The organism is Halorubellus litoreus, assembly GCF_037081675.1.
GTDB lineage: Archaea > Halobacteriota > Halobacteria > Halobacteriales > Natrialbaceae > Halorubellus > Halorubellus litoreus.
This window is the reverse complement of sequence record NZ_JAZAQL010000004.1, coordinates 38,272-50,362: the sequence shown is the minus strand read 5'-3', so window position 1 is coordinate 50,362 and position 12,091 is coordinate 38,272. Positions and strand designations below refer to the sequence as shown.

Sequence of the window (12,091 nt, the reverse complement as noted above, 5' to 3'; positions counted from 1 at the left end):
GGTCCTGGACGACGACGGACCAGTGTTGATCTCTGGGCGGCGTTCCAGATGTGAGTCAGATGACGCCGCCGGCAGTCAGGAGTCCGAGGAGCAGGAAGAAGAGCAGTGACAACGTGACGAGGATGCCGCCGGCGGCGAGAGGTTTGTTCTCCATGGCCTTCTCGTGGTACGGCATCGCGGCGTACTCCTGGCGGAATGCGTCGCGGTTCGCGGTGTCGTAGAAGTACTTCGTCTTCAGTGCGAAGCGCTCGGTGACCGCGCACCCCGTGCAGACCGGTTCCCGTTCGAGTCGCTCGGTCTTGATGTGGGTCGCGCAGGCGATCGCGCCACAGTTGTCACAGTACGTGTAGTCCTCGCTGCCGGTCGTCTCGCAGTGCACGCAGTCGTGGATGCCGTCCGTGAGCGTGACGCGCGAAGGCCCTGCCGCGTAGTACTCGAGCGGATACGAGTACTCGCGGAGGTCGGTGGTGTGTCTGATCTCGGGGAGGTACACTGCGTCGATGGACTGCACGGAGATGTCCGACCGCTTCGGCTCGCAGGTCTTCGTGTACGTGACGTTGTTGCCGCCCGTGTACTTGACCGTCGTCGTCTTGCGCGCTCGCAGCGTTTCGACCGCCCACTCCTTGTACTCGGTCTGGGTCTGCCCGAAGCGGTGTTTCGTCACCGAATCGAACACCGAGTCGAACCGGTCGTCGTCGACGGGGACGGTCGCGTGCCTGTTCTCCTGGATCAACTCGGTGACGCCCGCCGGTGCGACGCTCGGGTTGCCGCGGTCCGCGTTCACGACGAACCGCGTCCGGTCGTCGATGCGGTGGACGACGCCGACGGACGTCTCGAAGACGGCGTTCGTCGTTGCAGTTATCGTGACGACCGGACGGAACGCGACCGCCGAGCGGGGTTCGGGGAGGTTGGTGGCGTCGATGTTCTCGATGTCGCGGAACGCTGCAGTGACGGGTGCCGTGGCGTCCGTGGCGTGGTCGTACGGCCGCAGTGCCTCGTCGCACAGTATCTCGATGCGGCCGTTGTAGAGGTCGAGGCCGATGTCGTCGGCGATCTCCCTGAGGTCCGTGCCGTCGAGCAACCGGATGGGGTACGGGTCGTCGTTCTCCTGGAGGCTTTCGGCGTACTCTCGAGCTGGGTTGGTGAATCGCCCGGTCGTGACGACGATGCCACGCTTCGGGCCCGCGAAGTCGAACGTCGCGATCGCCGAGTGAAGCTTCTGGATGACCGGCCGCCCGACGGTCGCGGTGTGCTTGCATTCGACGACGACCGCCCGACGCGTGCCGTCGACGACCTCCTCCATGACGACGTCGCGGCCTTCGTCGGCCGTCTTCGCGGCCTGCCGGACGTTCTCGTACCCGAGGTTCCGGAAGACGTCCTCCATGAGGTCCTCGAACTCGAACCCGGAGAGGTCGTCGAGAATCGCCATGTGGTATGTCCTCGAACGATATCTCCGAGCAAGCAAAGGTGTTCTGGGCGACTCGACCCCGACCATCGAACGAGGTGCCACCGGGGAATTATCGTCGGGTCTCGTTGCGGGCGTGGTCGCGTGGGTGGTCTTCGGATTCGCTTTCGAGGAGGCGTTCGACGCGTTGTTCGAACTCCGCTTCGGAGAGTTCGCCGGTGGCGTACCGCTCTCGGAGGATCTGCAGTCCCGCGTGAGCGTCCGACGTCTGTCTGGCGTCGGTGGCTCGCCGGTCCTCGGCGTGTCGGGCTCTGGCGATACCGATGGCTGCGGGGAGGACGACGCCGAACCCGATGGGGAACGCCACCCAGAACACGCTGACGTCGAGTGCGAGCAGCCCGAAGGCGACGGTGAGGGTGAGTGCAGTCACGCCCGCTGCGACCAGTGAACTGACTGCGTGCACGCCGACTCCCGTCGTCTCTGTACGCTGGCGGTTGCGCCTGTCGGTGAACATACCTGAACGTCGGCGCCTGCGGGCAGGAGGCTTTGTCCAACGTGTTGGTGAAAGGGGTGCCCGACTCCGCGACACCGCCCTCACGTGCGTCGACTCCCAGTAAGCGGCCTCGCTCGCGCTCACGTCGACCGGTCCCCAACCCGGCTTCCGTCTGGTCCGACCGCGGGGTCGTCGTCCTCCACCCCCAAGCGTCTCGCGGCCGTCTCGAGCGAGCCCGCCGCGGGCTGGAGCCTGCCCGCGCCACCGAGCCCGAACGCCGGCATGTTGTTGTAGACGGTTTCGTAGTCGTCCCGGTCGATGCGGTACGTCTCGTGGAAGATACCAACGTCGCCCGTCCGGCCACCTGATTCGGTGTAGGCTGCCCACGCCGGCAGGTGCTCCTGCTCGATATCTCGAGCATAGGCCCGAAGGTGCTCGAAGGACGCCCAGTACTGTCTCATCACGACCATCCGCGTGTTGACGGTGGTCTCGTAGCCGAGGAGTCCAGAATCGTCGTCGGCGTCGAGCTCGCGGAGCATCCGCGGCATCGCGATGGCGACGGGGAGCCAGCGGTGGAGCTTCCAGAAGCTGTTCACGCGCATCCCGATGCAGAACACGACGAACGGTTCGTCCAGCCCCGCAGTCATGCGTCGTTCGCACATGGAATCGGCGAGGGTCGACGTCGCCAAGCGCGTTCCACCAACATGTTCGGTCTCGGAGGCAGCTCGCTGGGGCTCCACGAGACGCTGCAGAGCGGGCCACGGGTGTTCCGGTTGCTCTAGTGGTTCGTTCACCTCGATCGGCGTCGGTCTGGGTCGTGGACGTGAGCGATGCGAATCCCCGACCTCGAGGGATACGCTAGCGGATTCCTCGCTTGCAAGCAGGGTGGAGGCTTCGTCGACGTCGTCCACGGCCAGGAGTAGTCGGACAGCCGATTCCGAACGTGGGCAAAAGGTTTAATCCCCAACCATATCGAGTGTGTTGCAATGCCACACAGCGAGAGCTACAGTACATACGGCTCCCACTCGCCGGTCAGCTTCCATCGAGGTGACCCACGATGACCGACCACCCAGCGTGGCTAATGTACGGACCCGACGCAGCTCAGACATCCGCAGTAGACGGTTCGGGACCATCTGAGACGGTCGTCGTCTCGTCGCTATTCGAATCCGAGCACCGACTCTCGGGTCCAGTCTCCGCTGACGGGACACTGTATTTCGGCGAACGTGGCTTGCCTAGGGACGATACGTACGTGTATGCCATCGCGACGAGCGACGGCAGTGAGCGATGGAACGCAGCCGTCGACTCGATCGACGCACATTCGCTCGCCATCGCCGATGACAAACTGATCGTCGTCGAGAGCCACGACCCCTTCGACACCGATAGCGAGAACGCTGGCGCCGTCACCGCACTCAACCGGCGGACCGGCGCCATCCAGTGGCAAACGGAAACCTCGGATTGCATCCTCGCCGCTCCAACGGTGGTCGACGATACCGTCTACGTGGGGTGTCACGACCAGACACTGTACGCTATCGACGTGTACTCCGGCGACATCAGATGGAGCTACGAGACGCTCGGCGACATCTTCTCGCCGCCGGCAGTCGCCGACGAGACAGTCTACGTCGGCGGAGGGAAGTACGTCTACGCCATCGATGCGGCAGATGGGACGCGCAAGTGGTGGTTCGAAACGAACGACCACGACCTGTTTGACGCACCGCCCGCCAGTGCAACGCGGAACGCGATCGCCGTCACCGATGGCACTGCATACGTTGGCTCCGGCGACGGGCTCTTGTACGCGCTCGATGCACAGACCGGGACTGTAGACTGGCACTTCCAGCCCGCGAAAGTCAACACCACCTCCGGCGTTCCAGCTATCACCTCTTCGCCGGCAGTCGCTGACGGAGCTGTGTACTTCGCAACCGCTGGTGACGAACTGTACTCCGTCAGCGCAGATAGTGGCTCCGAGCAGTGGTCGGTCGACGTTCCCCATTCGGGCGATGCTCGCCCGCTCGTCACTGACGAGATGCTCTACCTCGGAGCGGGTGTCCTTCGCGGATTCGACCGAGACACCGGTGCTGAACAGTGGCAGACGACGACCATTCGAGGCGCTCAAACCCCAATCCTCCTCGACGACACGTTGTACGTGCCAGGGAACGACAAGACCGTGTACACCGTGCGATAGACGACCAGTTCCCTCCGCGATCTCCTCCCGACTTTCGGTCGCCGAAGCCCAGACCGAAACGTCTCTCTTTGGCCGCCTCAGGGGTCAATCGGGTGACTCGCAACGTGACTGATGCGCGCTCTCTATCCAGCACGGCTGGGCACAATTCTTCACCATCGTTATGTCGATTCGTGTCGACGATGAGCGGGCGCTTCCAGGGGGATGAGTACGTCGTGGATGACGTTGTGGTACGCCCACTCGGGTTTCTGGTCTTCGACGGTCAGGAACCCCTGGTTGGCCATCGATTCGACGTCACCTGCGTAATCGCAGAATACCGGGTCTGCAATCACGCGCAGGTCACCGTCATCCGTCCAGACGTGGACATCGTCGGGGTCGACAGTGCGGGAGGGGAGGGCGTCGTAGAGTCGAACGAGTTCGTCGGTCAACGCCTCTGACGACGGTCGGTTGTCGGTCGGTGGGACCGTGGCTACTGCGGTCAGATGGGAGGCGTTCCGCTCTTGCGAGTTTATCGACAGCAGTTCGGACGGGACGGACATGGTCGCCCAGATCGAACCCAGGAGTACACACTGGTCGACGCAGTTGCCGCCATCCGCCACCGTCTCTTTGGGGGTCCGGTTCACTCGTTGGTCGCTCTCTGCGCTACCGACGTGCGTGCGCACGAACCAGTGAGGAACCGCGATACGCGCCGCGAGATAGCGGGCTACAGAGGTGTAGGTTGCCGGAAAGGGCTGGTCGCCAATCAGGCCGAAGTCGGCTTCGAAGCGCTGGAATGCCCGTTTTGTGAGTGCTGTGAGGTCGTTGCGGACACGGGAGGCGTTGGGGATGAGTCCTATCACGGCCACAACATGGCGTATCGGTACGTAAAATTACGGGCCGCGCTACAAGCCGCCTCTATAATCGCGTCAGCACCCGCTTAGTCGTCCCATCGGACGATGATGCTGAACCTTCTCTCTTTCACGTCGTCTCCGATGCTTATGCGGATGGTAAAATGTCGAGAGGTATCGCTCTATCCGGCACGCCTGTTCTGATAGCTGTCCATCAAGTGGTCCGTGGCAGTGATACAGACGCGCTCTATCGGTCCTACTTGGGACACCGAGCCGCACAACGAACTTTCGGGGCTGAGATCCGCCACCCATTCGTGCTTCCTCTCGTAGCGATGCTGAGTCGGTCGGTTTCCAGTCGCCAAGAGGAACGTGGCCGCCCAGGCACATACGTCCAACATGTTGGACGAAGATGCGTCCGTCCGGCGAGCGTTCATCCGTCCATGACGAACGATACTCGCGATGCGGATCAGGACGACTCCGACAGCGGACTCCCGCAGTTCGCGTACGTGCTCTTCGCGCTCGCGACGCTGCTCGGTCTTGCCCACCACGTCGACCACGTCATCCGCGGGAATCACGTCGGTTGGCCCATCACGCCGGAGGTCAATCCGTTCACGTACAGCCTTCTCATCTACCCGCTCGTCGTGACGGGATTCGTCGGGTCGCTCACGGGTCGGACCGGCGAACGCTACTGGTCGGTCGTCATGCTCGTCGGCGGCGGCATGCTCCTCTTCTTCCACCTCAGTCCGTGGGCGGTCGAACCACCAGGCGACGTCATCCTCCCCTACGCGAACCCCCTGTTCGGGTACGTCGCCTTCGCCGTTCTCCTGGCACTCATCGGCGTCGTCTTCGCCGGCGCCGCCTACTCGCTCGCACTCTGGTACCGGGCTACGAGTAGGGCGCAGTGACCCGAAGGATTGAGTCGCCCACGTGCGAACGACGAGGCATGATGCAGCGCTGTGTCGTCCCGGACCGCGAACGTGGGGGCAGTGGATGATCCGGGCGCGGTTCCGGATGGCGGTCCCGAGCGATATCTGGGTCGCGGAGGTCTCCCAATCGCTCCCCGACACCACGTTCCGGCTGCTCGCAGGCGCACCCCTGGAGTCGCGGACGCTCGAACTCGGCGAGGTCGTCGGCCCGGACCCCGCCGCGGCGCTGGACGCGCTCGCCGCCCACGACAGCATCGTGTCCCTCGACCGGCTGTACGTCGACGACGACCGCGGGCTGACGAGGTACGAGACGACCGAACAGGGCCTCTTCACGTTCCTCGGCGAGACGTCGCTCACGCCGGAGTTTCCCGTGACTGTCGAGAACGGCATCATGGAGTTCGACGTCACCGCGTCCCGCGACCAGTTCGACGCCTTCGGCGACCGCCTCGACGACAGCCCCATGTACTACGAACTTCTCTCAGTCGTTCAGAGCGAGTCCGCCGACGGCGTCCTGACGGCTCGGCAGCGCGAGTGCCTGGACGTGGCGCTGCACAGCGGCTACTTCGAAGTGCCGCGGAGGGCGACGCTCGCAGAGGTCGCCGAGGCTCTCGACGTGGACAAGTCCACGGCTAGCGTGACGCTGCGCCGAGCGACCAACCGGATCGTCGAATGGTTCCTCCTCACCACCAACGACAACGGAACCCCTTGACACTCCTCGCTCGGTATCCGTATTTAACGCAAGCGTCGACTACGTAGGATGCGTGGACTCGTCCGGGATTGGGATTCGACGAGTGCTGACCGAGTACTCGTGCGTCACGTTCCAGGTCGTGGTCACGGTACGACGGCGTGACTTGCGGGCCCGACTGCTCGGTTGGGTGCCGCGGTGGAGCGTGGGAAGTGCGAGTCTCGGGTGGGATGAGCTGGGTGTGCGCGCGAGCGAAGTGCGTGTCTTGGTTGGGATGGGCTGAGTGTGCGCGCGAGCGAAGTGCGTGGAGGTGGGTTGTCTTCGTTTGGAATGGGTATCGGTGGGCTGTCTGGGGGTTCTGTAAGTGCTGTGCTACATCAATTTGAAGAGCTATCTTCGACAGTTCCTGGCGTACACAGTAAACAAAGAGCTAGTTTATGCTTTGCCGGACCAAATTCGAATAGGGTCTTTTGGGCGGGTAATACCTGCTGAAGCTGGCAATAGCGCTCGGTTATTGTAGAATTCTACTAGAATTCACCAGGGCCGAAATGATGGATAATATTTAATATCTTGTACGATAGTTGTTGACTATCCTCGTTACCACCTCGACGCTGAGGTGACCACTGGACGAGGGGGGAGCAGACCGACCGAACGCCGGTCGTCCGGATAGCCGAGGCCGTGTCGACCCGACGATGGAGAGCTGCAGGTCCGGACTGACCCGTGACGGAGACCGCACCCGAGGCTCGCGCCACCACACGCACCCACCATCCATGCACGCAATCGCCACACCCAGACGACGCGCCCGACACGAACCGAGGCTGACGGACCGATGACCCTGCAGGGCAGCCGCCTCGTCATGATCGGCCGCGGCATCGACGACCACGAACAACCACACGACCAGTTCCCGGAAGTCCCGAACGGCAACCACCTCCGATGGAGCTTCGACCCCACAGTCGGCTTCGCCAGGCACGGCTACCACCTCTTCCGGCGCGAACACGTCGGCGACAGGATCGACCCCACCCCACTCGCAGACTACGTCGGGGGCTCGACAGGGACACGCCGCACCCACACCATCACGACGCCCGCTGGCTCCGTCGACGTCGACTTAGACGCCCCCGCATCCATCGTCTCCAACGGCCAGCTCGCCATCCCCGTCGACCCCGGCCCGGTGACAGTCCGGTTCCCCGAACCGGTCTTCGAGGTCCGCGCAACCCTCCACGTGACCGCCCCGACGACCGTTCGAGCCCTCGCCGGCGGCGTCACGGTCGACAGCACCGACCTGGACGCCGACGGGACGGTCACGCTCTCGTTCGACCGCATCGAGGCCGTCGAACTCGAGGGCGGCCCGGCAACGGTAGAGGACGTCGCCTTCTTCCCTGTCAGCCGCGAGTACGGCCAGGGCTGGACGCCCGTCCCGGCGTTCGACGAACCGCTCGGCCTCCCGCTCTACCACGGGGACTATCCAGCGACGGGCGGCCACCAGCAGGACCTCGCGTCGGCGCGCAGCATCGCCCAGACCCGCATCGAGTATGGCGACCCGAACCACTACACCGCGACGACGGCCGTCCACGACGACGGCCACATCAGCGTCGACACCGACTCGCTCGTCGTCACCGGGACCAATACGAACTGGGACCACTCGCTCACGGGGCGCCGATTCAGCGTCGCCGGCGACGACACCGCCTACGTCGTCACCGAGGTCCGCCCCGGCGACGACGCCCCTGACGAACTCCTCCTCAGCCGCCCATACGAGGGTCAATCCCAGACCAACACGGCGTACGAACTCGCCGACGACCGCTTCGGCGCGCTCCACGACTACCTCGTCCATCTCCTGGACGACAGCCCGGGCAGCGGGGGCCAGCTCGGGCGAACCATCCCTACGCCACTCGAGACCGGGCAGGCCGCCCACTGGACGGGTGGCACCTGGATCTACGACTTCGGCGGCGGCCCCACACGGGACGTCGAGGGGCTGTACGTCCAGTTCGCGACGGAGACCACTGGCACGATATCGGTCACCCAGGGGTCGACGACCGTCGAGCGCGACCCGGGCAGCACCGCCAGTCCCGAGTGGCACGCCGGCCTGGAGGGGTTACCGATCCGCTTCGAGGACCAGCGCGCGGTCTACACCATCGAGAGCGTCGACACGGCGAGCGGGCGGACGCTCGAACTCGACCGCCCCTACAGCGGCCCGGACCTCGCGAACGCTTCGTTCGCCGTCTTCGAAGCGAAGCGCTACGGCATCGAACGGACGGCCGTCTCGGGCCAGTACCTCCGACTGGACGCTCCCTACCGCAACCCACGGGGCGTCTCGGAGTACCTCGTCACGGGCGCGTTCGGCAGCCAGGGCGAGACGGCGACGAGCCCCTGGCAGAATCCCCTGGAGACGACGCTCCTGGGGAGCGTCGAGCCGGCCATCGCACAGGCGCTCGGCCTCTACTGGATCGACACCGACGCCGACCGCGACAGGAGCTACGACTACCTGCTCGTCGCCGACCACGACGGTGTGCTCGAGGACGCCTACGGCGAAGACGAGCCGTTCGACCCGCGGAACCTGGAACTGTTCGCGGACGGCGTCGAGGCGGTCGACGGCTACATCACGTTCGACGTCGAGCGCGGCGCGGCTCCGCCAGTCGAACGCCCGACCGGCGCCGCCGCCCACGACCTCCCACCGAGCCCACCCGAATCGCATTCGACCCCCAGCGGCGAACGGTACGGGACGAACACGGCCGGCCTTCGATGGGACGAGGGCGCCGGTGCGCGCGGCGCGATGCTTCCGGACGACCCGGTCCAGTACCACCTCTGGCGACACGACTACCAGAGCGATGAGCGCCCGTCGACGGCACCGCCACCGGCCGCGTACGACCCGCTGACAGCGCCCGCTGTCGCCGACACCGACCGCGACGACCCCATCGCCGTGAGCGACGCGGACACCACGAACGCGCCCGGGTGGCCGAACCAGTCCATCGACACCGTCGACCGCGGCCTGCTCGACGGCTGGTACAGCTACCGGCTCAACGGCGTCGACCTCTTCGGGCGCGCGAGCGACCTCGGCGAACCCGCCGACTGGATCGACGACGGGACGACCAAACATCCGTCGGCGATCCACCTCGTCGACGACCAAGCGCCACCGCCGCCGCGACAGGTCGACGCGCAGTTGCTGGACGTCGACCAGCCGACGGCGGGCACCGGCGAACTCGAGGTGTCGTGGATATGGCCGGAAACCCTGGCCGCGCAGGCGCCCGACGCCGTCGAGTTCACCGTCCAGTACTATCCCGGCCAGCTGAACGAACAGTTCGGCGAGATCACGAGCGTCGCCGAACCGTACGACGACTACCTCGAGATCGAGACCGACGTGCCCGCCATCGACCCAGCAGACGGGTACGTCGGTGCGACGTTACAGGTCGGGGACGCGAGCTACGATATCGTCGAGAGCGACGCCGCCCGCGACGGCACCCTCTCGGTCACGGTCCGCGACGAACGCCCCAGCCCGCCGACGACCGTCGAGACCACGGACGGGAGCACGCCCGTCGAGATTACCGATAGCAGACCCAATGCGACCACGGGCGCAACGCCCGCGGAGAGCGTCGAATCGGCGATCCGGCGGGACCGTCCGGAGTCCGGTAGCGCGTGCACGATCTCGATTCCGCCGACGGTCAGCGGCGGGACGATCGCCGTCGCGGACGGCGACCGCACCGTATACGGCTACGACACTGACTGGTCGCGGGCGCTCGTCGGCCAGGCGTTCACCACCCCGGACGGCAACGAGTACACCGTCACGGCGGTCGACGGCCACGACGAACTCACGCTCGACGAACCGTACGTCGTCCCCGACCCCAACGAATCCGAGCGGACGCGCTTCGCGTACGCCATCGAGCACCCCGTTCGCGTCGACTACGACGACCCCGACGCGTGGGCGAGTGCAACCGAGCCATCGGATTGGCGGTCGACCCACGCCACTATCAGTATCGAGGACGCCGTCGAGGAGGTCGCCGCGAGCGACCCCGACAACCCACTTGACACGAGCTATCGCGCGTACGAGACGACGGTACCGATTCCGCGCGTGGACGACCCGCCGCGCGATCCGTTCGCGACCAGCGAGGCCGAGCCGGTCACCTACGCGCACGTCGGCGTCAACACCCACGACCGCCAGGGCAACGTCGGCGACGTGAGCGCGCCGGTGACGGTCAGTCGCGTCCTGGAGGAGGCCCCGGTCCCGCCGACGCAGCCCTCCTTCGAGAGCGCGATCGACTACGCGACGCCCCCGGACTACGACGGCCAATCGAAGTACACCGTCCGCTTCGCCCACCCGGGCGAGCACCGGACGGTACACGTTTACCGCGCGATGGACAAGGCGATCTTCCGCGCGGACTACGCGAAACGGAACGCCGGGGACGCGACGCGGTCACTCGACCCCACGAACCCCGACCACTTCCCACCGTATCGTCGAGACGACAGCTCGGTCGCTCGCCGGAAGCAGATCCGCGACACCATCGAATCGCTCCACGACGCCGTCACCGCAGCGGGGTCGTTCCAGGCTGCACTCGAGCACTATCGCGACCTCGAACCGGACGTCCTCCAGACCTTAGCTGGGCTCGACGGGACTCGGGAGGCCTACGCCAAACGGACGATCGAGGCACTCGACCCCGACGAGCACCCCAACGTCCGCGGCCCGGACTTCGAGTCCGGCGACCCCGGCCCAGGGTACACATTGGGCGCCAACCCACCCCCCGGCGCCGTCCCCGGGAGCGACCTCTGCGCGTGGGTGGACGCGTTCGACGGCAAGACCCGACGCCGGTACTTCTACCGCACCAGCACCGTGAACGAAGCCGGCATCGAGAGCGAGGAACTGAGCTACCCGACGCGACCCGTGCAGGCGGTCGACACTGTTCCGCCCACAGCCCCGTCAGTCACCGATGTCACGGGCGGTGATCGCTCGATCGAACTCACGCTCGCCTCGAACCGGGAACCGGACCTCTCGGAGTATCAGCTCTATCGGACGACGGACAAATCGAAGGCAACAGACATTCGGCGTATGATACAAGTCGCCACGCTGAGCGAGGACCGGCCCCCTGTGGCCGGTACGTCTTCGACTACCGGGCGTCCGTCGAGCGTTTCGATCACCGATACTGGGGTCGACGTTGCCAGGACGTACTATTATCGGGTCGTCGCGGTCGACGAGGCCGGCAACGTCTCGGACTCATCGAAACGATGTGCCGGGCAGGCATACGCGACCTCTCCGCCCCCGGAACCGACCTGGGATCGGGCTGAGTGGGTCGCAATCGAAGCCGATGGCACCGTCCACGACTGGGCGAGCGCCCCGGCGACTGCCGAGCCTGCGATCGAACTGGCGTGGTCGCTCCAGTCGCCCGGCAGTCAGCCCCCGGCCGTCCTGCTCCAGCAGGCCAGCGACAGCGGGCTCTGGCAGACGCTGAGCTCTTGGAGTGACAGAGATACGGGCTATCTAGTCCGGGATGTCCAGCCGAGCCAGACCCACGAATTCAGAGTCAAGATACGCGACAGGGCCGGGAACATCGCGACAGGACCTGCCCGTACGGTTTCTCCGCCGGAGGACAACTGAC

8 protein-coding genes are annotated in these 12,091 nt (G+C 65.5%); 4 read left to right on the top strand and 4 right to left on the bottom strand.

Going from position 1 to position 12,091, the window contains the following annotated elements:
* Window positions 1–55: 55 nt before the first annotated feature.
* From VYJ16_RS17990 to VYJ16_RS17980, 3 genes are all read right to left on the bottom strand, one after another.
* Window positions 56–1,429 (bottom strand): restriction endonuclease, encoded by a 1,374-nt coding sequence (locus tag VYJ16_RS17990; protein ID WP_336351703.1) that lies wholly within the window; start codon window positions 1,427–1,429, stop codon window positions 56–58.
* Window positions 1,430–1,517: 88 nt separating this feature from the next.
* On the bottom strand, window positions 1,518–1,919 hold the full coding sequence (locus VYJ16_RS17985; RefSeq protein WP_336351702.1) for an SHOCT domain-containing protein: 402 nt from the start codon (window positions 1,917–1,919) through the stop codon (window positions 1,518–1,520).
* A 119-nt stretch (window positions 1,920–2,038) separates the two neighbouring features.
* Window positions 2,039–2,560: a DUF4188 domain-containing protein gene (locus tag VYJ16_RS17980; protein WP_336351701.1), complete on the bottom strand. Its 522-nt coding sequence runs from the start codon at window positions 2,558–2,560 to the stop codon at window positions 2,039–2,041.
* A 395-nt stretch (window positions 2,561–2,955) separates the two neighbouring features.
* Here VYJ16_RS17980 and VYJ16_RS17975 point away from each other — a divergent pair, with 395 nt between their 5' ends.
* Entirely contained in the window at window positions 2,956–4,077 is a 1,122-nt protein-coding gene (locus tag VYJ16_RS17975; RefSeq protein ID WP_336351700.1) for a PQQ-binding-like beta-propeller repeat protein, read from the top strand.
* Between the two features lie 158 nt (window positions 4,078–4,235).
* Here VYJ16_RS17975 and VYJ16_RS17970 read toward each other — a convergent pair whose 3' ends face one another.
* The gene (locus tag VYJ16_RS17970; protein ID WP_336351699.1) at window positions 4,236–4,913 is read right to left on the bottom strand and encodes a hypothetical protein; all 678 of its coding nucleotides are present in this window, start codon (window positions 4,911–4,913) and stop codon (window positions 4,236–4,238) included.
* Between the two features lie 428 nt (window positions 4,914–5,341).
* Between VYJ16_RS17970 and VYJ16_RS17965 the strand changes: the two genes are divergently transcribed.
* The 3 genes from VYJ16_RS17965 to VYJ16_RS17955 all read left to right on the top strand — a co-directional run bounded on the left by VYJ16_RS17965 (window position 5,342) and on the right by VYJ16_RS17955 (window position 12,090).
* Window positions 5,342–5,806, top strand: a complete 465-nt coding sequence (locus VYJ16_RS17965; protein WP_336351698.1) for a hypothetical protein — start codon at window positions 5,342–5,344, stop codon at window positions 5,804–5,806.
* Window positions 5,807–5,891: 85 nt separating this feature from the next.
* Window positions 5,892–6,536 (top strand): helix-turn-helix domain-containing protein, encoded by a 645-nt coding sequence (locus tag VYJ16_RS17960; RefSeq protein WP_336351697.1) that lies wholly within the window; start codon window positions 5,892–5,894, stop codon window positions 6,534–6,536.
* An 805-nt stretch (window positions 6,537–7,341) separates the two neighbouring features.
* Window positions 7,342–12,090 carry a fibronectin type III domain-containing protein gene (locus VYJ16_RS17955; protein WP_336351696.1) on the top strand — a complete coding sequence of 1,583 codons (4,749 nt, stop codon included), beginning with the start codon at window positions 7,342–7,344 and terminating at the stop codon, window positions 12,088–12,090.
* The last annotated feature ends 1 nt before the right edge of the window (window position 12,091 follow it).

Bases quoted from the DNA above. Each gene is read 5' to 3' on its own strand.
- VYJ16_RS17980 (WP_336351701.1), bottom strand. From the start codon at position 2,560: ATGTGCGAACGACGCATGACTGCGGGGCTGGACGAACCGTTCGTCGTG.
- VYJ16_RS17960 (WP_336351697.1), top strand. From the start codon at position 5,892: ATGATCCGGGCGCGGTTCCGGATGGCGGTCCCGAGCGATATCTGGGTC.
- VYJ16_RS17965 (WP_336351698.1), top strand. From the start codon at position 5,342: ATGACGAACGATACTCGCGATGCGGATCAGGACGACTCCGACAGCGGA.
- VYJ16_RS17955 (WP_336351696.1), top strand. From the start codon at position 7,342: ATGACCCTGCAGGGCAGCCGCCTCGTCATGATCGGCCGCGGCATCGAC.
- VYJ16_RS17985 (WP_336351702.1), bottom strand. From the start codon at position 1,919: ATGTTCACCGACAGGCGCAACCGCCAGCGTACAGAGACGACGGGAGTC.
- VYJ16_RS17990 (WP_336351703.1), bottom strand. From the start codon at position 1,429: ATGGCGATTCTCGACGACCTCTCCGGGTTCGAGTTCGAGGACCTCATG.
- VYJ16_RS17975 (WP_336351700.1), top strand. From the start codon at position 2,956: ATGACCGACCACCCAGCGTGGCTAATGTACGGACCCGACGCAGCTCAG.